Source organism: Hypericibacter adhaerens, assembly GCF_008728835.1.
GTDB classification, from domain to species: Bacteria; Pseudomonadota; Alphaproteobacteria; order Dongiales; family Dongiaceae; genus Hypericibacter; species Hypericibacter adhaerens.
The window spans coordinates 3,238,627-3,260,529 of record NZ_CP042582.1 but is presented as its reverse complement, the minus strand read 5'-3'; the positions used below and the strand labels follow the sequence as shown (position 1 = coordinate 3,260,529).

Sequence of the window (21,903 nt, the reverse complement as noted above, 5' to 3'; positions counted from 1 at the left end):
AGCTTCCCCCGGAAAGGGGAACCGGAACGGACGGCCATTCCCCTGGCTGGCGGCCATCCTGGTTTTCGTGATATGTGATCACTCCATTGAAGATATTATGAGTGGCCGGAAGACCGAGTCAATGGCACCGGGGCCGGCCTCACACGAAGCCCGGCCGGAAGGGACTTGACCGGGCCCCGCGCCGACCGGCACAAGCAGCAAGGTCCCACCGACGGATTCGTCATCATGAAATCTGGGAGCGCGGAGATCGCATCGGCCGGTTTTCCGGTCTCGAAGCTGGAGCGCGAGACGCTGCACGACCGCGCCTATCTCGAGCTCAAGCGCGCGATCATGTCCGGGGCGATCCGCCCCGGTTCCACCATCACGATCCGCGCCATGGCGGCGGCGCTGGGCACCAGCCCGATGCCGGTGCGCGAGGCGCTGCGCCGTCTCGTGGCGGAACGCGCGCTCGAGATGCTGCCGACCCGCTCCGTCGCCTTGCCGCTGATCACGCCCGAGCGCTTCGACGAGATCTGCCGCATCCGCATCACGCTCGAAGGGATGGTCACCGAGACGGCGGCAGCTCTCCTTGGCGCCGAGGAGCTGCAGCGCATGGTGCAGGTCAATGGCGAGATGTGGCGGCTCAAGCGCCAGCAGACCACGACCTATCTCGCCAAGAACCAGGAGTTCCATTTCCGGCTCTATCAGGCCTCGCAGATGCCGACGGCGATGCAGATGATCGAATCGCTGTGGCTGCAGGCAGGCCCGCTGCTCAATCTGGCGCTGTCCGAGTTCGGATTGCGGGTGGGCCAGGATCATCATGCGGCCCTGCTCGAGGCGCTGGAGCGGCGCGACGGGAAAGCCGCGCGTATCGCGATCCAGGAGGATATCGGCGACGCCGCCAAGGTCATCCGCGAGTTCCTGGAGACGCGCGGCCACTCGGCCGCTTGATGGCCCCGGTGCCGGGCCTCGACGTTCGAACCGATCATCTCATCGCCGAAGGAGTAGCCATGCTCGAGGGACGTGTCGTCATCGTCACCGGTGCCGCGCGCGGGATCGGCCAGGCCTATGCCGCCCGCTTTGCCGGCATGGGCGCCAAGGTTGTCGCCGCCGACATCAGCCCCTGCGACGAGACGCTGGCCGCGGTGAAAGCCGCCGGCGGCGAGGGCATCGGGATCAATCTCGACGTGACCGACATGAGATCGGTCGCGGCGATGGCGGAACGGACGCTCGCCGCTTTCGGCCGGATCGACGGGCTGGTGAACAACGCCGCCCTCTATGGCGCGCTCAAGGGTGGCAAGTTCGAGGCGATCGAGGAGGCGCAATGGGACGCCGCCATGGCGGTCAATGTCAAAGGCATCTGGAACTGCTGCAAGGCCGTGGTCGGGCCGATGCGCAAGGCGGGGGCGGGGAGCATCGTCAACATCGCCTCGCTGGCCGCCACCTACGGCATGCCTTATGCGCTCCATTACACGACATCGAAGGCGGCGGTGATCGGGCTGACGCGCGGCCTCGCACGCGAGCTCGGCCGCGACAATATCCGGGTCAACAGCGTGGCGCCTTCGGCCGTGGCGACCGAGGGCACGCGCGAGTTCTTCGGCGCCAAGCATGACAAGGCGATCGAGACGGTGCGCGACAACCAGAGCATCAAGCGGACGCTCGACCCCACCGACCTGGTCGGCACCGCCGCCTGGCTGCTCTCCGACATGAGCGCCTTCGTCACCGGCCAGACCATCTCGGTCGATGGCGGCACGGTCCTGCTCTGACTGCCGGTAAGCCGGGCGCTCTAGCTGTGGAGCCTCAACAGGTTGTTCCGGGCCAAGGGGAGTCTGCTGATGGGCGACTTTGAACCGATACTGCCATGAGGTCGATGCCAATTGTAGCGGTGTATCCAGTTGGGCAGTTCGGCGGCGCGCTGGCGTGAGGTGTTGTAGGCGCGGGCGTAGGCCCATTCGCGCAAGGCGGTCTGGATGAAGCGCTCGGCCTTTCCGTTGGTCTTGGGTGTATAGGGCTTGGTGCGGATGTGCTTGAGACCTAGCCGTTTGCAGGTTCTGCGGAAGGCGAAGGCTTTGTAGCAGGAGCCGTTGTCGGTCATGACGCGCTCGACCTTGACGCCGAGGCTTGCGTAGTAGGCGACAGCGGCTTTGAGGAAGGCGATCGCACAGCCTTGGCGCTCGTTCTTCATCACCTTGGAGAAGGCGATGCGCGAGGCGTCGTCGATGGCGACATGGACGAACTCCCAGCCGATGCCGCGGGCGTTGCTCTGGCCTCGGCGGTCGCCTGTGATGCGATGACCTACGCGATTGAACTTGCCCAGCTTCTTGATGTCGATGTGGATCAGTTCGCCGGGGTTGTCGCGCTCGTAGCGGCGGACCTCGACCGGCTCAAGGGCACGGAATTTGTTCAACCCGAGCCGCTTCAGAACACGGCTCACCGTGGCCGGTGAGACCCCAAGCTCGGCGGCGATCGCTTTGCCCGTCAGCCGGTCCCGCCGCAGCGCCGCGATACGCTCAACGATCGCCTGCGGCGTAGGCCGGTAGAGCCGGTGAGGACGTGAGCTGCGATCCTGCAAACCCGCAACTCCTTCCGTCCGAAAGCGCTTCACCCACTTGCGCACCGTGCGCGGGCAGACGCCTACGGCTTCGCTCACGGCCTTCGGCGTCTGCCCGCTCGCAACCAGGCCAACCATCCACTCTCGACCGCGCGCCGTCAGACGGGCATTCTTATGGACGTTCATCCGGTCCCTCTCCTTGGAAAAACTGAGGCTTCGACAACCGTCAGCTTCTCCCGGCAGGGGCCGGATGGACAACCTGTTGAAAGCTCACATCTAGCCGCGGATCTCGACCGGCTCGGCGAGCAGGCGCTGGATCCGCCGGTCGATCGTGTTGGAATGGGCCGGCAGGATCGCGCATTGCGAGATCGCCGCGCGCAGGTCGGGCTGGCGACCCAGGCTGCGCAGCACGATGCGGCTCGCGACCGGCGAGCGGCCGCGCGCCGGCGCGTCGACGCAGACGCCGGTCAGCAGGCCGGTGTCGGACCGGTGGATCGGCCGCAGGATCGTGGTGGAAAGTGCACCCGGCCACAGCGACACCTGCTCGACGATGGTGAGCAGGCTGCCCTGCAGGGTCGCCATGCCTTCGCATTTCATCAGATAGGGCATGCCGGTCTCCGGCTCGCTCGGATAGCGGCCGAGCGATTTCGTCACGACCCACGGACCCGAGCGGCGCAGCGACATGACATAGCGGATGATGTGGCCCGGCCAGCTCCCGGAGTGGATATGGCAATGATAGAAGCCGAGGAAGCGCTCGATCGCGCTCTCGGGGCGCATCAGCGCGCGGCGCAGGGGAGCGGGAACCCGCAGCCCCTCGAGGGCGGCCGCCGGCAGATCGACACGCTGGCGCCAGATCTCGGCGAAGCGCTCCGCCGGCGAGGTCATGTCCTCGGGCTGGATCCCGAAATAGCCGGCGAGACGGCGGAGGTTGAACGCCGAAGGCTGGCTGCGGCCGCTTAGATACTTATTCATCTGCTGCCGGTTGAGGCCGACCTCGCGGCACATGCCCGAGACCGACGGCAGATGGCTGCAGGCAAAGCGCAGATTGGCCGCCAGAATTTCGGTCTGGCGTTCCCGCGAGGCGGTCATCGAAAGCTCCGGTCCCAAGGCCGCCCGGCGCCAGGCAGCATAAACTCGCTCAATCTCGGTCAAGGTCGCGAACTTTACGCCCGGACGGGCTTTCTGCAAACCATTGAGAATTGCCTTTAATCAGAGGGTTGGCGATGCGCACCGTGACCGAATTTCCCCGCAAGATCGAGATGCGGGACGACGTCCTGATCCCCTTGTCCGACGGGACCAAGCTGGCGGCCCGGATCTGGCTGCCGGTCGATGCGACGAGCGACCCGGTTCCGGCGGTCCTCGAATATCTGCCGTACCGCCGCCGCGACGGCACCGCCGATCGCGATGCCCTGACCCATCCCTACGTCGCCGGCCATGGCTATGCCTGCGTGCGTGTCGATATCCGCGGCACCGGCGACAGCGACGGCATCCTGCTCGGCGAGTATCTCAAGCAGGAGCAGGACGACGCGCTCGAGGTCATCGACTGGATCGCGCGCCAGCCCTGGTGCACCGGCTCGGTCGGCATGATCGGCATCTCCTGGGGCGGCTTCAACGGGCTGCAGGTGGCGGCGCGGCGCCCCAAGGCGCTGAAGGCGATCGTCACCATCGCCTCGACCGACGACCGCTATGCCGACGATATCCATTTCATGGGCGGCTGCCTCCTGGGCGACAAGCTCTCCTGGGGCTCGACCATCTTCTCGATCAATGCCGCGCCGCCCGATCCGGCGATCGTGGGCGAGCGCTGGCGCGAGATGTGGCTCGAGCGCCTCGAGGGCGACGGGCTCTGGTTCGTCGAGTGGCTCAAGCACCAGCGCCGCGACGCCTTCTACAAGCATGGCTCGGTCTGCGAGGACTATGACGCGATCCAGTGCGCGGTCTATGCGGTGGGCGGCTGGGCCGACGGCTATTCCAACGCGATCTTCCGGCTGCTCAAGAACCTGAAATGCCCGCGCAAGGGCCTGGTCGGCCCCTGGGCGCACCGCTATCCGCATTTCGGCCTGCCGGGGCCGGAGATCGGCTTCCTGCAGGAATGCCTGCGCTGGTGGGACCAGTGGCTCAAGGGCAAGGACACCGGAATCATGAAGGAGCCGATGCTGCGCGCCTGGATGGAGGAGCCGATCGCGCCCAAGCCCAGCTACGCGGAGAAACCGGGCCGCTGGGTCGCGGAAGAGAGCTGGCCCAGCCCGCGCATCAAGACGCAGCCCTGGTCGCTGGTCGAGGGCCGGCTGGTCGAAGGCGAGCAGCCGAAAGGCGCCGTGCTGTCGATCAAGTCGCCGCAGACGGTGGGCCTCGCCTCGGGCAACTGGTGCCCCTATGGCGTCGGCAACGACATGTCCTTCGACCAGCGCATGGAGGCGGGCGGTTCGCTGATCTTCGACACCGCGCCCTTGGCCCAGGATATCGAGGTGCTCGGCGCGCCGACCCTCGATCTCGAGATCGCGGCCGACAAGCCCAATGCCTTCGTCGCCTGCACGCTCTGCGAGGTGCTGCCGGACGGCGCCGTCCGCCGCATCACTTACGGCCTGCTCAATCTCACCCATCGCGAGAGCCATGAGCATCCGACGGCGCTCGAGCCCGGGCGCTTCTACCAGGTGAGCCTGCGCCTCTGCGAGGCCGGCCAGCGCTTCGCAGCGGGCAACCGGATCCGGATCGCGCTGTCCTCGGCCTATTGGATCACGGCCTGGCCCTCGCCGGAGGCCGCCACCCTGAGCGTCCGGGCGGGCTCGAGCCGTCTCAGCCTGCCGGTCCGTCCGAAGCGGGCGGAGGATGCGAAGCTGGCACCGTTCCCGCCCTCCGAAGGTTCGGCGCCCCTGCGCAAGACCGTGCTCGAAGCGGGTGCGCCGCATCGCACTATCTCCACCGATGTCGGCACCGGCGGGACGCTGTTCCAGCGGGTGGACGATACCGGCCTGTTCCGGATCGAGGATATCGACCTCACGATCCGGATCACGCGCGACCACCGCTCGACCATCCTGCCGGACGACCCGACCTCGGCCAGGACGGTGACGCACTGGAAGCGCAGCTATGGGCGCGGCGATTGGCAGGTGTCGGCCGAAAGCCGGATCATGCTCACCAGCGATCGCGAGAATTTCAAGGTCACCGCGACGCTGGATGCGTTCGAAGGCGGCCGGCGCATCTTCTCCAAGAACTGGGACGAGACCGTCAGGCGCGACCTCGTTTGAAGAGGCGGAGGGAAGATGAGCGAGGCGGCTTCGACCTGGCTGCGGAACGGCCGCCTTTACGACGTGAGGGCCGGCCGCTTCCAGGCGGGCGATATCGAGATCCGGGGCGATCGCATCGCCAGCGTCGGCGGGCGGGCGCCGGCCCCTGCGCCGACGATCGATCTCGACGGTGCCTGGCTGCTGCCGGGCTTCATCGACTGCCATGTCCATATTTGCGTCAAGACCGAGACCGCGGATGTCAGCGGCCTCTGGAACAATGCGCTGCCGGGCGAGATCGCGATCTATGCGGCCCGGGCCGCGCGGCGGATGCTGATGGCCGGCATCACCGCCGCCCGCGACGTGGGCGGCTGGGACCATCACGAGATCGCCGTGCGCGAGGCGATCGATGCCGGCCGGATCGAGGGGCCGCGGCTGTTCTGCTCGGGACGCATCCTCACCATCACCTCCTCGAGCACGCCCTACTATCGCGGCATGTATGAGGAATGCGACGGGCCCGTCGCGGTCCAGCATGCGGCGCGCCTGCAGCTCGCCAAGGGCGCCAACTTCATCAAGCTGCTCGCCACCGGCGCCGTGACCTCGACGAAATACGAGCGCTCCGACGCGATCCAGTTCCGGCCCGAAGAGATCGAGGCGGCCGTCGCCATCGCCACGGACAACTTCACCTATGTCGCGGCCCACGCCCATGCCGACAGCGGCATCCGCAATTGCGTCGAGGCCGGCTGCCGCTCGATCGAGCATGGCAGCTTCGGCACCCGCGATACCTACCTGATGATGAAGGAGAAGGGGACCTGGCTGGTGCCCACCCTCTGCACCACGCCCGCCATGTTCAAGGACCCGGCCTTCGCGGCGCGGGTCCAGCCCCATATCCGGGCGCGCTACCAGGAGGTCAACGCGATCCGCGTCGCCAACATGAAGCTGGCGCACGAGTGCGGGGTCAACATCGCCATGGGCACGGATGCCGGCACGCCCGGCAACCATGCCGGCGACAACATGCAGGAAGTGGAGGTCATGGTGGAGGCGGCAGGCTTCAGCCCGGCCGAAGCCATGCGCGCGGCGACGCTGGGTGCGGCGACCATGATGGGGCAGGAAGCCGCGCTCGGCTCGCTCGAGACCGGCAAGCTTGCCGACATCATCGCCGTCCGCGGCAATCCGCTGGAGGACATCACGGCCCTGCGCACGGTCGATTTCGTGATGAAGGGCGGGCGCGTGCACAAGCAGAACGGCCAGCCGACGGCGTTCCTTTAGGCGCCGCCCGATCCGTTATGGCGGCGGCGGATCGCTGGTGACGGTCGGCCGGGCCTCCATGGCGTCGCCTTCGGCGACCCAGGCTTGCAGCAGGGTATAGGCCACCGCCAGCACGGTCGGGCCGATGAAGATCCCGATCAGGCCGAAGGCGATCAGGCCGCCGATCACGCCGACCAGCACCAGCAGCAGCGGCAGATGCGCGCCCTTCTTGATGAGGAGCGGCCGCAGCACGTTGTCCAGGCTGATGGCGAGGATGCCGAACACCGCCAGCACCGTCGCCCAGCCGGCGTCGTTGCTGACATACATCCAGATGACTGCGGGGATCACGACCAGGCCGGGGCCGATCTGCGCGATGCAGAACATGAACATCAGCGCGCAGAGGATCGGCGCGAAGGGCACGCCTGTGATCACCAGCCCGAGGCCGCCGATGGCCGTCTGCACCAGCGCGGTCACCACCACGCCCAGGGCCACGCCGCGGATCGCCTGGGCGGCGAGCCGCGCGGATTCCACGCCGCGCTCGCCCGCGAGCCGGCGGGCAAAGCGGACGACCATGTCGGCCGCCCCTTCGCCCTTGGTGAACATGATCGCGGAGACGGCCAGCGTCAGCAGGAACTGGAGCAGCACCATGCCGAAGCTGCCGACCGCGCCGACGAACCATTGCGTCGCGGTCACGGCATAGGGCCGGATGCGCTGCAGCAGCTCCTGCGAGCTGGCATCGCCGATCTTGAGCCAGATCTCCACGGCCCGGTGCCCGACGAGCGGCACATCGCCGAGCCAGGCGGGCGGCGGTGGCATCTGCATCGTGGTGACGAACTCGCCCCAGTGGGCGATCTGCTCGGAGTTCTTCACGATGGTGTCGATCGCGAGCCAGAAGGGCATGACGAAGACCAGAAGGATCGCGATCGTCATCACGGTCACGGCCAGCGCGCGGCTGTTCCAGAGCCGGGCCTGGACCCGGCGCATGATCGGCCAGGTGGCCACGACCAGCGTCGCGGCCCAGATCGTGGCCGGCAGGAACGGGGCCAGGATCCAGAACGAGGCCGCGATCATTCCGGCGATGAAGAGGATCGCCAGGGTCAGGCGCGTGAGATCGGGCTTGGGGATGGACACCGCTCCAGCTCCCGCATTGTCGATCGGCAGGACAAGCCTACCCCAGAAAGGATCGCCATGGCTGGATTTGACGGGTCGGCAAGCGGCGGGCTCCGGTTGACGGAAGGGGACTGTTTCCCTAAAGTCCGCGCCCGTTCCTGCCGCCGATGAGGATGACTTTGCCGTCGCTCTGACCGATCTCAGTGTTTCCCCGTAGCCCGGGTGAACCCTGCCGCGAAGGCGCCAGGGGTTCGACCGGGCGTTTTCGTGCGCAGGACGGTGGGCTGAGATCGGGAAGGCAGATGATGCCTCGGCTTCGCCCCCCGTGCGCCGGACGCTTTACACGACCGGCTTCTTTCGGCGAATCTCTCCACCGGCTCCTTCATCTCATCCATCGCCTGACCGTCGGCCCGTCCCCCGGGCCTTTCTTCAGCATCCCGCTCTGCAGCACTTCCCGATCGGAAGGCTGTCGTCGGTATGCGTTCTCTCTTGCAGGTCCGGTGGCTGGTGACGCCGCTGAAGCTTCCCCGCCCTTGGCTTCCTTGTGCCCGTTGCAATGCCCGGAGACCCTTCGTCTGCAGCGGGAAGTTCCGCGTCAACGCGCAGAAGAAGCGCCTTGATGCCTGGCTCGTCTATCGCTGCGCCCATTGCGAGCAGAGCTGGAACTTTCCCGTGCTGGAGCGCTGCCCGGTCAACGCGATCGAGCCCGCGCTGCTGCGCGCGCTGACGGAGAATGATGCGACGCTGGCCCGCCGCCATGCCTTCGACCTGGTGCGATTGGCCCGGTATTGCGCTGAGGTCGAGAGCTTCGCCGATCTGGCGGTCGAGAGGCAGCGGATCACAGGCGATACCGACAACCCTGCTGTCGCCGAGATCGCGATCCGGCTTCCCTACGCCTGCGGCCTGCGTCTGGATAGATTCCTGGCCGGCGAGCTGGGTCTGTCCCGAAGCCGGCTGATGCAGCTTGCCGAGACCGGTGGGCTGGTTCTGCTGCCGGCGACGCGACGTGCTCTCAGCCAGGAGGTTCGTGACGGTCAGACGATCGTGGTCGACTTGTGGCGGGCCTTCGCCGCTGAAGCGCCGTCGATGGCCGCCCGCATTGCCGGGGAAGATTCCTGTGACAAGGTGAATCCAGCTTGTATCATCGACAGATCGGACTGACGGCCCGGTAACGGGCCGCCGCGGTGACAAGGTCAGGATGAGCGACAATCCGGAGGGCGCAGTAACGCCCGACACGATCCAGCGGCTGCAGGCCGAGGTGCCGGCGGCTTTCGCCATGCTGGCCGGCATGCAGCTCGGGCTGTTCAGCGAGCTCGCTGGCGGCCCGCGCAGCGTCGCCGAACTTGCGGCGACGCTGGGTGTTGCAGAGGACAGGTTGGCGCGTCTGCTCTATGCCCTGGTCGCCGTGGGGCTGCTGGAAACCCGCGAAACCGGCTTCGCTAACGGACCGGAAGCGGCAAGCTTCCTCGTGAAGGGGCGGCCCGACTATGTCGGCGGTGTACATGAGCTTCTGAACCAGCTTTGGCATGCCGACATGCTGACTGCACAATCCGTGCGCTCGGGTCGGCCGGCGGCATTGCATGACTTTGCGGCGGCGTCGGATGCGGATATGGCTGCCATGCTGCGAGGCATGCATGGCACAGCCATCGCGTCGGGTCGGGAACTACTGCGCCGCTTCAATTTTTCCCGCTGCCGGTCGGTCGTCGATATCGGCGGCGGATCGGGCGGGCTGGTGGCCACGCTCTGCGATGCGCGCCCCGGACTGAAAGGCATCCTGTTCGATCTGCCCCGCACCGCCGCGTTGGCGGCCGATATCCTGGCTGCAACGCCCGGCGGCGATCGTGTGACGATCGAGACCGGCGACATCCTGCGGGCGCCGCCCGGCGGCACTCACGATGCGGTCGTGCTGCGGGCGCTGGTTCAGGTACTGGGGCAGGCCGATGCGGCGCGCGCTATTGCAAATGCGGCAAAGGCCCTGCGACCCGGCGGCACCCTCTACATCATGGGCGGCGGCATTCTTGACGATAGCCGTGTGTCACCCAGGAGCGCGGTGTTCCTGAACGTGACTTTCATGAACCTCTACGAGGCGGGCGCCGCCTACACGGAAGCGCAACATCGCGAATGGCTGTTGGCGGCGGGATGCAGCGATATGCAGCGGGTGACCCTGTCCACGGGGAGCGGGATCATCGCCGCGACCAGGCAAAGCTGACGGCGCTTTCGAAACGCTACTCCAGCCCTCGCTTCCCGATCTCCTCCTTGCGGCGGCTGACATAGGCCTGCAGCGCCTCGCGCCGTCCCTGATCCAGCGGCGGGGGCTGATAGCTCGCCAGCAGCGACTTCCAGATCTTGAGCGCACGCTGGGTGGCATCGACGCTGCCGGCCTCGCGCCAGTTCTCGAAGCTGCGCCAGTCGGAGAGGAGCGGCTGGTAGAAGGCGGTCTCGAAGCGCTCCAGCGTGTGGGCGGCGCCGAAGAAATGGCCGCCGACGCCGACCTCGGCCTGGGCGGAGAGGGCGATCTGCTCGTCATCGACGGTCACGGGCTGCAGGAACTCGCCCATCATCTGCAGCATCTCGGCATCGAGCACCATCTTCTCGAAGGAGGCGCAGAGCCCGCCCTCCATCCAGCCCGCGGCATGATGGATCAGGTTGGCCCCGCCCATGATCGCGGGCCAGAGCGACATCTGGCTCTCATAGGCGGCCTGCGCGTCGACGGCGTTCGAGGCGTTCACATTGGAGGTGCGGTAGGGCAGGCCGTAGCACCGTGCCATCTGGCCGCCGGCCAGCACCGCGCGCGCATATTCCGGCGTGCCGAAGGCGGGCGCCCCCGATTTCATGTCCACGTTGGAGGTGAAGCCGCCATAGAGCACCGGTGCGCCCGGCTGCACCATCTGATGGAAGACGATGCCGCCCAAGGCCTCGGCGTTCTGCTGCACCAGGGCGCCGGCGAAGGTGACCGGGCTCATGGCACCCTGCAGTGTGAAGGGGGTCACGATCGCGGGCTGGCGCGAGCGGGCGAGCTGCATCAGCCCTGCCGCCATCTCCTTGTCGACGCGGCGCGGCGAGTTGATGTTGACGACCGACATGATGCCGGGCTCGGCCATGAGCGCCTCGGGCTCGACCCCGCGCGCGATCGCGACCATGGCGACCGCATCGGCGAGGCGCGTGCGGCCGATGGCGCGGCCGAAGAAGGGCCGGTCGGTGAGGGTGAGGAAGGCGAAGAGCGTGTCGAGATGGCGGCTGTCGGCGGGCAGGTCCATGGCCTCGACCGGCGTGCCGCCGCAGCAATGGAGCGCGTTGAGCGACTGCTCGAGGCGGATCAGGTCGCACTGGTCCTGATAGGTGCCGGGCCGCCGGCCGCGCTCGAGATCCGAGCAGTTGGGCGGGCCGCCGACGCCGCAGAACATGATCTCGCGCTCGCCGGCACCCACGCGCCGCTCGGGGTTCCAGCTATAGATTTCGGCCCGGGCCGGGGCGAGGCCGACGAAATGCTCCACGACCTCCTTCGGATAGCGGACCATGCCGCTGTCGAAATCGACCTCGGCGCCATTGCGCGCCAGGATCTCCAGCGCCTCGCGGTTCTGGAACTCCATGCCGAGATCCCAGAGCAGCCGGAGGCTCGCCGCATGGATGCGCTCGACCTGCTCCTCATCGAGAATCTCGACGGGCTTGAGGCGGTTGACGACCCGCCGCCAGGCGAGCTGATGCGGCTGGCCCGCGCGCCGCTCGCGCATGCGCCGGTCGCGACCGGATTCGGTCATGGTTGCGATGTCCTCAAGGGTGAGCCGGCGCTCGAGGCTCGCGCGTCGGGTGAGATCCAGCTGCGGTCCTGTCGCCAGTCCGGATCGAGATTGGCGAAACGGTCGAGGCGGCAGGAAGTCAGGTCGGCGAAATCGCAGCGGCCCTGCAGCACGAGATCGGCGATCGCGCGCCCGCTCGCGGGCGACAGGCCGAAGCCGATGCTCGACATGGTCGCGACCACGGTGTTGGGAACGGTCTTGAGCCGGTCGAGGATCGGCCGTCCGTCGGGCGTGTTCTCGACGATGCCGGCCCAGCTCCGGATCACGCGGACATGCGCGGCCTTGGGGAAGAGCTCGAGCAAGCGCCCGGCGAGGTTGCGCGTCAGCGGCGTGGTGGCCGGCCTGGCGCCGACAGGCGCTTCGTCGAGCCACTCATGCGGGCCGCCGCCGAAGACGAGATTGCCGCGCAGGGTTTGCCGGCCATAGAGCGCATTGCCGTCGGTGCCGCCATGCTTCATCAGCGGCAAGGGCTCGGTCACGATCATCTCGGCGCGGGCCGGCGCCACCGGTACCTCGGCGCCGAGTTGCCCCGCCAGCTCGCCCAGTTGCGGGCCCGCTGCGATGACGAGGCTGTCGCAACCGAACTCGCCGCGATCGGTCTCGACAGCCGTGACGCGCCCGCCCTGGCTCCGAAATCCCGTCACGCGGCAATGCTGCAGGATGCGGCCGCCGAGATCCTGCAGCGCCCAGGCATAGGCCTGGACCGTGCGCTGCGGGTTGGCATGGCCGCCATAATGGTAGAAGGCGCCGCCGATGACATTGTCGCCGGCGAGCGGCACCAGCTCGCGCACCTGCTGCGGCGTGAGCAACTCGGCCTTGAAGCCCTGGCGCGCCGCGATCGCCATCTGGCGCCTGAACATCGTCATGTTCTCGTCGGTCAGCCCGATGCGCACGCGACAAGGCTGGAACTCGGTGGGATAGCCCAGGAGCTCGTCCATCTGCGGCCAGAGCCGCTGCTCCTCGAGGAAGAGCGGGCTGAAGGAATGGCTGGCCCCGCCGCCGTTGCGGCCCGAAGCCTCCCAGCCGACGATGAATTTCTCCAGCACCAGCACCTCGGCGCCCTGGCGCGCCAGCCACCAGCCGGCGCTGAGCCCCGTGACGCCACCGCCCACGATGACGACCTGCGCGCCCTTCACGGTCACGACTTGATGTCCCAGTAGGGATCGAACTGGCCGTCGATGCCGAACCAGACATCCCAGCCGGAACGCATGCCCGGATGCTCGTGGCGATCCTGCAATACGGAGAGCGGCAGGGGCCGCAGCGGCGGGCGATGGCTCGGCAGCGGTACCCGGGCCGGGGCGGTCTCACCGGCGAGCGACAACAGCGCAGTCACCTGCTCGCGGCAGCGCCGGCCCTGGCAGACGCCCATCCCCGCGCGGGTCAGGCGCTTGATCTGGTCCTGGTTCGCCGGCCCGTCGGCCAAGAGGGTCTGCAGATTGCGCGTCTTGAGACCCCGGGTCTCGCGCTCGAGATAGCGCGGCGGCTTCACCTCGATCAAATCGCGGCGGCTGACCTCCTCGCACTGGCAGACGGTGACATCGATCCCGCTCACCGCGATCTGGGCGCGGGACCAGATAGCGAGGCGCTCCAACCCATCGGCCTCCACGGCGATGCCGGCGCAATCGCCGACCGCAAACACGGTCTCCAGCGAGCTGCGGCCTTCCGGCGTCAGCAGCGGCAGATGGCCGCCTCTGTCGGAACGATAGGTCATCTTGCAGCCGAGCTGGTCCAGCAGCTCGACATTGGGCACGGCGCCGAGCGCCAGGCAGATCGTGTCGCACTCGACCACGCGCTCGCGGCCGGCGATCGGCAAGAGATCGTCGGCGAGCGCCACGAGACGGGCGCGCTCGATGCCGGCGGCACCGCCTTGGGCTTCGGTGATGATCGTGCCGGCCATCAGTTCGATCCCGGCGGCTCTCGCCTCCGCCAGAAGATTCGCCGGCGCCGGGAAGGCCGGCAGCGCCTCGACGATCGCCGCAATCTCGAGCCCCTGGCGGTGGGCTTCCAGCGCTGTCTCGAGCCCGAGACGGCCGCCGCCCAGGATCAGGATCCGCCGCCCGGCGAAGGCGCGATAGCGGCAAAGCAATGTGTGGAGGCCCGTGGCGCCCATCACGCCCGGCAGTTCCCAGCCGGGAAAGGCGAAGCCCAGATCGCGGCGCCCGGCCGCGACGACGAGCCGGTCGAAGCTCATCAGCCAGGAGCGTTGGCTGTCAGCCAGCGCCACCACCGGCTTCGTCAGCGCATGCGAGGTCGGACCGTTAACAAACCCGGCCCAGGCGGTGACGCCGAGTCTCACGTCGACGCCGGCCTCGAAGGCCTCGTCGAGGCGGGGATGGGCCTGGACGATCTGGTCGAGCGCGCGGCCCCGGTTCTGCACCGAGCCGTCGGCGCGCTGGCCGAAATGAAACGGCACGTCGAGGCCGAAGAGCGCCGGGTCGAGCGGATGCTCGTCGATGAGCACGGTTTGCGTACCCGATCGCGCCGCCGCGATCGCCGCCCCTATGCCGGCCTCGCCGGCGCCGACGACGAGGAGGACGGCATGCTCGGCGATCTCGGGCGGCTTGCCGGTGACGGAATAGGGGTCGGTGCAGAGGCTCATGAACGGCCGCGAGAAAGCCAGGAGGCGATGGACGGCAGCTTAGCCGCCGGGGCGACAGCGAACAACGTATTCAAATTCAAGGGTTTTCAATGCGGGTAGCGCTTGCCCGGAGCCGACGGTTTCCAGCCAGGGTTCGCCGGTCCGGCGACACGGCCGCCGCTAGCCGGCCGCGTCAGATCTCCGGGATGTTCTCGCGGAAGATCGCCTGGATGCGCACCGGCACGGCGCGCTGGCTGTTGTCGTTGCGCGCGGCGCGGATCAGGCGGTCGACGGCCTCGCGCGCCTCGACGCGCGGATTCTGGTCGATCACCGCATCCATGATGCCGGACAGGAGGAAGCGGCGGGTATGTTCGGTCAGTTCGTGGCCGATGAACACGACCTGCCGCGCGCGGCCGGACTCTTCGAGCGCCTGGGCGATGCCGCGATTGCCGGCGCCGATATTGTAGATGCCACCGAGATCGTCATAGGTCCGCAGCAGCGTGCGCGCTTCCTGATAGGCGCGCTGCGTATCGTCGCGGATCTCGCGCAGCTCGACGATGGTGAGGGCCGGGAAGGCCTCGGCCAGCATATGGCGGAAGCCCATCTCGCGCTCCTCGTGGCCGCGATAGGAGAGCGAGCCCGCGAAGAGAGCGACCTTGCCGCGTCCCGGCCCCATGAAACGCCCCAGCAGATGGCCGGCGAGACGGCCGGCCGCGCGGTTGTCGATGCCGACATAGCCGACGCGCGGCACGTTCGAGATGTCCGACACCAATGTGAGGACCGGCACGCCCTCGACCGAGAGATTGCGGATCGCTTCGCGCACCGTCGGATGATCGAGCGCGATGACGCCGACGCCGTGGGTCTGGCCGCGGATCGCATGGAGCCGCGCCGCCAGCGCATCGGGGTTGAAGCCCTCGATCGTGTGGACGCGGATGACGGCCTCCTTCTGGCGCTGAGATGCCATCTCCTCGAGATGGCCCGCCAGCATCTTCATGAAGGTGTTGGAGCCGCCGGGCAGCAGGAAATCGAGCGCGAGATCGCCCTGGTCCCTCGGCGGGGCGATGCCTTCGAGATAGCCCAGCCGCTCGGCCGCGGTCATCACGCGATCGCGGGTGCGGACCTTGACCCCCTCGCGGTTGTTCAACACGCGATCCACGGTTGCGGTCGAGACGCCGGCCTCGCGGGCAATATCGGCAATGGTGGTTCGCATGCGGTGTGTTCAACCCATCATTTCAATCCGTTCCGACCCCATCACGGCGTCATGGCAGGTCGGTGAGCCGCTTTTTTGAGCCGATATTCTATCACTCTCGGCTGTCTCCAGCGTGCTGCTGCCCGGAATAATGATGTAAAATGATGTTATTTGTCAACGCCTAGGAATAAGGCACGGCAAGCCTTTGCGGAATCAGAGGAATCTTGCCTGGGGTTCGGCTGAAGGCCGCCCTCGAATCGATTATTTTTTATTTTTGTCAATGACTTATTCCCATATGCCGAGCGTGGCTTTCCCCTGACGTCCGATGCCATCCCGGTCAACGGTGGCCTCGAAACCTCGGTTTCCCGCCGCTCGCATCAACATAATGATCAAATACTAGGCGCTCTGCATCTTTTTTGTTGACAGGAATTGCATCAAATAGCATCAATCTTTCCATCAAAACGGGGCGACGAGACCCCAACTTTGGGAGGACTGATCCATGGCCTGGAGTGCCAAGACATCCGGATTGCGTTCATCGCTCAGCCGCCGTCGCCTGTTGAAGGCGGCGGGCTCGACCGCCGCCATCACGGCGGCTGTCGGCATTGCGCCTCGTTTCCTCACCATCCGTCCGGCCCGCGCCGATAGCGGGCTGGCGAGCGGCATGGTGGGCGGCCCGACCGGCTTCGCGGGATGCGAGCGCTATCAGTACGGGCCCGACACGCCGGAATCGCGCGCGATCGAGGGCATCAAGGCGCTGGTCGGCGCCGGCAAGGCGCCGAAGAAGCTCAACATGATGCTGTCGGACGGCTCCGTGGGCCAGCTCACCAAGCCGTTCCCCGACGGCGCCCCGGCGGTGAAGGACCTGTTCGAGAAGGAGACCGGCATCGCGCTCGATATCGTCGGCGTTCCTTCCGGCCAAGAGTTCACCAAGACGATGCAGGACATCTCGACCAAGGGCGGGTCGTTCGATGTCTATGCGACCGAGTGGAACCGGCTGGGCGACTTGGCCGAGACCAACGGCCTCGTGAAGATGGACGAGTATGTCGAGAAGTACAAGCCGCAATGGGACGAGCCCGGCCGCGGCTATGTCGGCGGTAAGCAGGGCGTGGCGCTGCTCAACGAGTACCGCGGCCATACCTACGGCGTGTCGCTCGACGGCGACTTCCAGTGCTGGGTCTATCGCAAGGATCTGTTCGAGAGCGCGGACGAGCAGTCGGCCTTCAAGGCGAAATACGGCTACGACCTCGCCTTCCCGAAGACCTGGAAGCAGCTCGACGATGTCGCGATGTTCTTCCACCGCCCCGACAAGGGCCTGTTCGGCTGCACCGACCTGCGCAACCAGGGCTGGGGCTACACCAACTGGTATCAGCGCTTCGTCTCGCTGGCCTCGCCCAACCAGTATCTGTTCAAGGATGACGGCACGCCGCTGATCAACTCCGAGCATGGCATCCAGGCGACGACCGAATATGTCGACAGCCTGAAATACCATTCGCCCGACGCGATCTCCTGGGGCTGGCCGGAGCAGTACGGCAACATGGCGGCCGGCGGCGCGGCGATGACCTGCGCCTTCTCCAACATGCCGAAGTTCCTCGACAACCCCGGCAACGAAGGCTCGAAGGTCACGGGCAAGATGGCCTCGGCCCGGCCCCCGGGACGCGAGATCGACGGCAAGCTGGTGAGCCGCTCGGTGCTGTGGCTCAACATGACCGCGTCGATCTCCACCCAGGGCAAGTATCCCGAGGTCTGCTACCTGCTGCTGCAGTGGCTGGGCTCGAGCCGGATCTATAGCTGGATGACGGCCAATCCCGCCGGCTATTTCGATCCGTTCCAGCTCGCCAATTTCGACGATCCGCTGGTGCAGGAGACCTATCACGCCTATCACGTGCAGACGATCCGGGACACGATCGCCCGCGCGGTGCCGACCATCAACTATCCGGGTGCCACCGCCTATCACAGCGCGCTCGACGAGAATCTCGTCGCCGCCCTGACCAAGTCCAAGACGCCCGAAGAGGCGATGAAGGACACGGAAAAGGAGTGGAAGAAGATCACGCGGCGCGTGGGCGAGGACAAGATCGTCGAGGCGATCAAGACCAACAAGGCCGCCTGGCCGACCATCCTGGATTGATCCGACCGAGGGGCCGGGCAGTGCTGGACGCTGCCCGGCCTTTCTTTTCTCCCGGTTACCCGAGACCCGGCCGCCCCTCACGATGAAGCGTTCCCTTTCCTTCGAGCTGCTGCGTTACGCCCTGATCCTGGCGGCGGTCGCCATCACGCTCATCCCGATCGTCTGGATGGCGACCATGGCCTTCAAGCCGATCCCGGAATGGACGGCCAGCGGCGCCGACCTCACCTGGTGGCCGCGCCAGCCGACGCTCGACAATTTCCGCTTCATCTTCGGCCAGGAGACCTCCGAGCTGATCGTGGCATTGGACAAGACCGCGGTGCGGCCGGTCATCTCCTCGCTGCTCTCCTCGATCTTCGGCACGCTGATCGCCATGGTCTGCGGCACCGCCGCGGCCTACGGCCTCTCGCGCTTCAATGTCGGCGGCAACCTGCCGCTGGCGCTGGTGCAGCTCCGCCTGTTCCCGCCGATGGCGGTGATGATCCCGATCATGATCATGTGGAGCTTCCTCGGCCTGGTCGATAGCTGGTGGGGGCTGGCGCTGGTCTATGGCATCGTCACGCTGCCCTTCGCCTTCTGGCTGATGAAGACCTTCTTCGACGAGATGCCGCGCGAGATCGAGGAGGCGGCACTGGTCGAAGGCTGCTCGCGCTTCCGCGTCTTCATGCGCATCACGCTGCCGGTGATGCGGGCCCCGCTGGCGAGCTCGGCGCTCTTCGTCTTCATCCTCAACTGGTCGGACTACCTGATCGGCCTGCTGCTCACCACCAAGGAATGGGTGACGGTGCCGGTCTACATGGCCAGCCTCTCTTCCTCCATGACCGGCCAGCTCTATGGCGCCAAGGCGGCGCTGGGGCTGATCGCGGCCGTGCCGCCGGTGGTGATGGGCATCGCGATCCAGAAATACCTGGTGCGCGGCCTCACCTTCGGCGCGCTGAAGCAGTAGGCGGGGACGATGAGCGCCATGACCGCCGCGACCACGACGCGACCCGACAACCCGCCGAAGCCCGCGACCCTGGCCGAGGAGGGCCGGCGGCTGGGCCTGCGCATGACGCTGCCGACCCAGATCCTGATCCTCTTCATCGCGGTCTTCCCGCTGCTGATGCAGATCTATATCAGCCTGACGGACTGGTCGCCGCTGGACGGGGTGAGCTGGGTCCAGGCCTATGACAGCTGGAACGGCTTCGCCAATTTCGTCGACCTGATCCAGGACACGCGGCTCTGGGCGGCGCTGAAGCGCACCTTCCTGGTGATGATCGTCTGCGTGCCGGCGCAGTTCTTCCTGGCGCTGGGGCTCGCCGTCCTCTTCATCGACAACTTCATCGGCAAGCGGCTGTTCTACTCGATCCTGCTGACGCCGATGATGGTGGTGCCGTCGGTCGCCGGCTACATGTTCTTCATGCTGTTCCAGTCGGGTGGGCCGATCAACGGCCTGATCTCGGGCCTCACCGGATTCGACGTCTCGATCGCCTGGCTCTCCGATCCGAACCTGGCGCTGATCGCGGTGATGATCGCGGACGTCTGGCAATGGACGCCGCTGATGTTCCTGATCCTGCTGGCGGGACTGATCGGCGTGCCGGAAGACCAGCTCCGCGCCGCGACGCTGCTCGGCGCCTCCTGGTGGCAGCGCTTCGTCACCATCATGCTGCCGCGCATCAAGATCGTGATCGTGATCGCGCTGGCGATCCGGGTGGTCGAGATCTTCAAGATCTTCGACACGCTCTATGTCATGACCGGCGGCGGCCCCGGCGTCGCGACCGAGACCATCTCCGTCTATATCTACAAGATCACGACCCAGGACCTGACCTGGGCCTATGTGGCGGCGATCGCGCTCTTCATCCTGATCACGCTCTCCATCGTGGCCAATATGGGGCTGCGGCGGATCGCGCGGAGGAGCTGACATGGCCGCGATCCACCTCCAGAACCTGGTCAAGCATTTCGGCGGCTTCGCGGCCATCAAGCAGATGGACCTCGAAATCCGCGACAAGGAGTTCATGGCGCTGCTGGGCCCGTCGGGCTGCGGCAAATCCACCACCATGAACATCATCGCCGGCATGGAGAACCCGAGCTCGGGCCGGGTGATGTTCGACGGGGTCGATGTCTCGCAGGTGCCGATGGGCAAGCGCGGCGTGGGGTTCGTGTTCCAGAACTACGCGATCTTCACCCACATGACCGTGCGCCAGAACCTGGCCTACGGTCTCAAGGTGCGCCGCCTGCCGCCGAAGGAGATCGAGGAAAAGGTCGCCAAGATCGCAGGCCTGCTGCAGCTCGAGCCCTATCTCGACCGGCCGGCCGCCAAGCTCTCGGTCAATATCCTGCAGCGCCTGGCGATCGGACGCTCGGCCGCGGTCAATCCGTCGATCTTCCTCCTGGACGAGCCGCTCTCCAACGTCGACGCCGCCTTCCGCGCGGTGATGCGCACCGAGCTCAAGCATTTGCAGCGCGAGTTCGGCCAGACCATGGTCTATGTGACCCACGACCAGCTCGAGGCCATGACCATGGCCGACCGCATCGCGGTCATGGATCACGGGCTGCTGCAGCAGGTGGGCAGCCCGCTCGAGGTCTACAACAACCCCTGCAACACCTTCGTGGCGCGCTTCCTGGGCGCCCCCGGCATGAATCTCATCGCCGGCACGGTGATCGAGCAGAACGGCAGCCTCGCGGTCGATTGCGGTCCCGCGGGCCGCTCCGAGGCGCTGCCGGCGCCGCTGGCGGCAGGCTTGCGCAAGGCCGGCGCCAAGGAAGTCTTCTTCGGCGTGCGTCCCGAGGATCTCGAATTCGCATCGGAGGGCGGGGCGGGGTTGTCCATGCCCGTGGTGTTCGTCGAGCGCATCGGACCGCGTGCCATCCTGCATCTGGCCGCGGGCGACCGCACGGCAAAGATCGTGTCGGAGAACCTCGTGGCCGTGACGACCGGCGAGCGGCTGCGGCTGGTGCCGCGCCCGGGCCGGGTGCGGCTGTTCGATGCCGGCAGCGGCCGCGCCATCCTGGAAGTGTGACGATGGCCGAGATCGAATTCGTCAATGTCTCCAAGAGCTATGGCAAGACGGTCGCGGTCAAGGACCTGTCCTTCCGCATCGCCGACAACGAGTTCTTCTGCTTCTTCGGGCCGCCTTCCTCGGGCAAGACCACGATCCTGCGGCTGATCCTGGGGCTCGAGACGCCGGACCAGGGCGAGATCCGGATCGGCGGCAAGGAGGTGACGCTGCTGCCGCCGGCCGCGCGCAACGTCGCGATGGTGTTCCAGAACCTGGCGCTCTTTCCGCATATGACGGCGCGCGAGAACATCCGCTTCCCGCTGGTCGAGCGCAAGGTGGCGCCGGCCGTGGCGGAAGCGCGCCTCGCGGCGGTCGCCGAGAAGCTCCATATCGGCCATATCCTCCACAAGCTGCCGGCCCATCTTTCGGGCGGCGAGCGCCAGCGCGTGGCGATCGCCCGCGCGCTCGTGGTCGAGCCCAACGCCTATCTGATGGACGATCCGATCTCGGCGCTCGATGCGCGGCTGCGCGAGGAGACCCGGGTCGAGCTCAAGCGCATCCAGGCCGAGCTCGGCCGCACGCTGGTCTATGTGACGCACGACCAGGAGGAGGCGATGTCGGTCGCCGACCGCATGGCCGTGCTGGAGCAGGGCGAGATCCGGCAGCTCGGCAGCCCGCGCGACGTCTATATGACGCCGGCCAGCCGCTACGTGGCGCGGCTGGTGGGTTCGCCGCCGATCAACCTCATCCCCGGCCGCATGGACCCGGCCCAGTCGCTGTTCCGGGCCGACGGCGGCGATCTGCGCGTCACGCTCGCCAACCGCGCCCAGGCCGGCAACGGCGCCGTCGAGCTCGGCGTGCGGCCCGAGGATGTCCGCATCGTGTCGCCCGACCGGGCCGATGCCGCCCATGCCGAGGTCTATGAGCTGCAGCCCCTGGGCGGCTTCACGATCGTCGACGTCAATTATGGCGGGCTCATCCTGCGCGCGCTGGTCCAGGGGCAGACGGCGCTCAGGCTCGGCGAGCGCATCGGCATCACGCTCGATCCCGCCCGCATCCATCTGTTCTCCGGCGAGGACGGCCGTGCCTTCGTGCATGGCGCGCCCACCAACGCCGCCGCATAAGGAAGAGGG

At 67.0% G+C, this 21,903-nt stretch carries 18 protein-coding genes; 11 read left to right on the top strand and 7 right to left on the bottom strand.

Annotated elements, in window-relative coordinates:
• Window positions 1-225: 225 nt before the first annotated feature.
• Both FRZ61_RS14325 and FRZ61_RS14320 read left to right on the top strand, forming a co-directional pair.
• On the top strand, window positions 226-930 hold the full coding sequence (locus FRZ61_RS14325; protein WP_151118374.1) for a GntR family transcriptional regulator: 705 nt from the start codon (window positions 226-228) through the stop codon (window positions 928-930).
• Window positions 931-989: 59 nt separating this feature from the next.
• Window positions 990-1,745: an SDR family NAD(P)-dependent oxidoreductase gene (locus tag FRZ61_RS14320; protein ID WP_191909023.1), complete on the top strand. Its 756-nt coding sequence runs from the start codon at window positions 990-992 to the stop codon at window positions 1,743-1,745.
• Window positions 1,746-1,765: 20 nt separating this feature from the next.
• Here the strand turns inward: FRZ61_RS14320 and FRZ61_RS14315 are convergent, their stop codons facing one another.
• Both FRZ61_RS14315 and FRZ61_RS14310 read right to left on the bottom strand, forming a co-directional pair.
• A complete protein-coding gene (locus FRZ61_RS14315) occupies window positions 1,766-2,716 on the bottom strand; it encodes an IS481 family transposase (RefSeq protein WP_151118372.1) in 951 nt (316 codons plus the stop codon).
• A 90-nt stretch (window positions 2,717-2,806) separates the two neighbouring features.
• The gene (locus FRZ61_RS14310) at window positions 2,807-3,619 is read right to left on the bottom strand and encodes a helix-turn-helix domain-containing protein (RefSeq protein WP_151118371.1); all 813 of its coding nucleotides are present in this window, start codon (window positions 3,617-3,619) and stop codon (window positions 2,807-2,809) included.
• Between the two features lie 134 nt (window positions 3,620-3,753).
• Between FRZ61_RS14310 and FRZ61_RS14305 the strand changes: the two genes are divergently transcribed.
• Both FRZ61_RS14305 and FRZ61_RS14300 read left to right on the top strand, forming a co-directional pair.
• Window positions 3,754-5,772, top strand: a complete 2,019-nt coding sequence (locus FRZ61_RS14305; RefSeq protein WP_151118370.1) for a CocE/NonD family hydrolase — start codon at window positions 3,754-3,756, stop codon at window positions 5,770-5,772.
• A 15-nt stretch (window positions 5,773-5,787) separates the two neighbouring features.
• Complete coding sequence (locus FRZ61_RS14300; RefSeq protein WP_151118369.1) at window positions 5,788-7,017, top strand: amidohydrolase family protein; 1,230 nt, start codon at window positions 5,788-5,790, stop codon at window positions 7,015-7,017.
• 15 nt (window positions 7,018-7,032) lie between these two features.
• Here the strand turns inward: FRZ61_RS14300 and ydiK are convergent, their stop codons facing one another.
• On the bottom strand, window positions 7,033-8,127 hold the full coding sequence (ydiK, locus tag FRZ61_RS14295) for an AI-2E family transporter YdiK (RefSeq protein WP_225308811.1): 1,095 nt from the start codon (window positions 8,125-8,127) through the stop codon (window positions 7,033-7,035).
• A gap of 486 nt (window positions 8,128-8,613) precedes the next feature.
• On the opposite strand from ydiK, the gene FRZ61_RS14290 reads away from it, so the two are divergent.
• Both FRZ61_RS14290 and FRZ61_RS14285 read left to right on the top strand, forming a co-directional pair.
• Window positions 8,614-9,267, top strand: coding sequence for a DUF1062 domain-containing protein (locus FRZ61_RS14290; RefSeq protein ID WP_191909022.1), 654 nt, complete (start codon window positions 8,614-8,616; stop codon window positions 9,265-9,267).
• Between the two features lie 37 nt (window positions 9,268-9,304).
• Window positions 9,305-10,315, top strand: a complete 1,011-nt coding sequence (locus FRZ61_RS14285; protein ID WP_151118367.1) for a methyltransferase — start codon at window positions 9,305-9,307, stop codon at window positions 10,313-10,315.
• A gap of 16 nt (window positions 10,316-10,331) precedes the next feature.
• On the opposite strand, the gene FRZ61_RS14280 is transcribed toward FRZ61_RS14285, so the two are convergent.
• From FRZ61_RS14280 to FRZ61_RS14265, 4 genes are all read right to left on the bottom strand, one after another.
• A complete protein-coding gene (locus FRZ61_RS14280; RefSeq protein WP_151118366.1) occupies window positions 10,332-11,864 on the bottom strand; it encodes a trimethylamine methyltransferase family protein in 1,533 nt (510 codons plus the stop codon).
• Complete coding sequence (locus FRZ61_RS14275) at window positions 11,861-13,045, bottom strand: NAD(P)/FAD-dependent oxidoreductase (RefSeq protein WP_225308810.1); 1,185 nt, start codon at window positions 13,043-13,045, stop codon at window positions 11,861-11,863. Before FRZ61_RS14275 ends, FRZ61_RS14280 begins: the two co-directional genes overlap by 4 nt.
• Window positions 13,042-14,502 (bottom strand): FAD-dependent oxidoreductase, encoded by a 1,461-nt coding sequence (locus FRZ61_RS14270; protein ID WP_151118365.1) that lies wholly within the window; start codon window positions 14,500-14,502, stop codon window positions 13,042-13,044. The genes FRZ61_RS14275 and FRZ61_RS14270 overlap by 4 nt, the downstream gene beginning before the upstream one ends.
• Before the next feature lie 172 nt (window positions 14,503-14,674).
• A complete protein-coding gene (locus FRZ61_RS14265; protein WP_151118364.1) occupies window positions 14,675-15,691 on the bottom strand; it encodes a LacI family DNA-binding transcriptional regulator in 1,017 nt (338 codons plus the stop codon).
• A 478-nt stretch (window positions 15,692-16,169) separates the two neighbouring features.
• On the opposite strand from FRZ61_RS14265, the gene FRZ61_RS14260 reads away from it, so the two are divergent.
• The 5 genes from FRZ61_RS14260 (at window position 16,170) to FRZ61_RS14240 (ending at window position 21,894) form a co-directional block, all read left to right on the top strand.
• Window positions 16,170-17,795 (top strand): extracellular solute-binding protein, encoded by a 1,626-nt coding sequence (locus tag FRZ61_RS14260; protein WP_151118363.1) that lies wholly within the window; start codon window positions 16,170-16,172, stop codon window positions 17,793-17,795.
• Window positions 17,796-17,877: 82 nt separating this feature from the next.
• Window positions 17,878-18,738 (top strand): carbohydrate ABC transporter permease, encoded by an 861-nt coding sequence (locus tag FRZ61_RS14255; RefSeq protein ID WP_151118362.1) that lies wholly within the window; start codon window positions 17,878-17,880, stop codon window positions 18,736-18,738.
• A 9-nt stretch (window positions 18,739-18,747) separates the two neighbouring features.
• On the top strand, window positions 18,748-19,692 hold the full coding sequence (locus FRZ61_RS14250) for a carbohydrate ABC transporter permease (protein WP_151118361.1): 945 nt from the start codon (window positions 18,748-18,750) through the stop codon (window positions 19,690-19,692).
• A 1-nt stretch (window position 19,693) separates the two neighbouring features.
• Window positions 19,694-20,791, top strand: coding sequence for an ABC transporter ATP-binding protein (locus tag FRZ61_RS14245; RefSeq protein ID WP_151118360.1), 1,098 nt, complete (start codon window positions 19,694-19,696; stop codon window positions 20,789-20,791).
• Window positions 20,792-20,793: 2 nt separating this feature from the next.
• Window positions 20,794-21,894, top strand: coding sequence for an ABC transporter ATP-binding protein (locus FRZ61_RS14240; RefSeq protein WP_151118359.1), 1,101 nt, complete (start codon window positions 20,794-20,796; stop codon window positions 21,892-21,894).
• Window positions 21,895-21,903: the final 9 nt, after the last annotated feature.

What these genes read in the sequence shown, in the direction of transcription:
- FRZ61_RS14310 (WP_151118371.1), bottom strand. Translation starts at nt 3,619, where the DNA reads ATGACCGCCTCGCGGGAACGCCAGACCGAAATTCTGGCGGCCAATCTG.
- FRZ61_RS14255 (WP_151118362.1), top strand. Translation starts at nt 17,878, where the DNA reads ATGAAGCGTTCCCTTTCCTTCGAGCTGCTGCGTTACGCCCTGATCCTG.
- FRZ61_RS14265 (WP_151118364.1), bottom strand. Translation starts at nt 15,691, where the DNA reads ATGCGAACCACCATTGCCGATATTGCCCGCGAGGCCGGCGTCTCGACC.
- FRZ61_RS14270 (WP_151118365.1), bottom strand. Translation starts at nt 14,502, where the DNA reads ATGAGCCTCTGCACCGACCCCTATTCCGTCACCGGCAAGCCGCCCGAG.
- FRZ61_RS14260 (WP_151118363.1), top strand. Translation starts at nt 16,170, where the DNA reads ATGGCCTGGAGTGCCAAGACATCCGGATTGCGTTCATCGCTCAGCCGC.
- FRZ61_RS14285 (WP_151118367.1), top strand. Translation starts at nt 9,305, where the DNA reads ATGAGCGACAATCCGGAGGGCGCAGTAACGCCCGACACGATCCAGCGG.
- FRZ61_RS14325 (WP_151118374.1), top strand. Translation starts at nt 226, where the DNA reads ATGAAATCTGGGAGCGCGGAGATCGCATCGGCCGGTTTTCCGGTCTCG.
- FRZ61_RS14315 (WP_151118372.1), bottom strand. Translation starts at nt 2,716, where the DNA reads ATGAACGTCCATAAGAATGCCCGTCTGACGGCGCGCGGTCGAGAGTGG.
- FRZ61_RS14240 (WP_151118359.1), top strand. Translation starts at nt 20,794, where the DNA reads ATGGCCGAGATCGAATTCGTCAATGTCTCCAAGAGCTATGGCAAGACG.
- FRZ61_RS14305 (WP_151118370.1), top strand. Translation starts at nt 3,754, where the DNA reads ATGCGCACCGTGACCGAATTTCCCCGCAAGATCGAGATGCGGGACGAC.
- FRZ61_RS14300 (WP_151118369.1), top strand. Translation starts at nt 5,788, where the DNA reads ATGAGCGAGGCGGCTTCGACCTGGCTGCGGAACGGCCGCCTTTACGAC.
- FRZ61_RS14280 (WP_151118366.1), bottom strand. Translation starts at nt 11,864, where the DNA reads ATGACCGAATCCGGTCGCGACCGGCGCATGCGCGAGCGGCGCGCGGGC.
- FRZ61_RS14250 (WP_151118361.1), top strand. Translation starts at nt 18,748, where the DNA reads ATGAGCGCCATGACCGCCGCGACCACGACGCGACCCGACAACCCGCCG.
- FRZ61_RS14245 (WP_151118360.1), top strand. Translation starts at nt 19,694, where the DNA reads ATGGCCGCGATCCACCTCCAGAACCTGGTCAAGCATTTCGGCGGCTTC.
- FRZ61_RS14320 (WP_191909023.1), top strand. Translation starts at nt 990, where the DNA reads ATGCTCGAGGGACGTGTCGTCATCGTCACCGGTGCCGCGCGCGGGATC.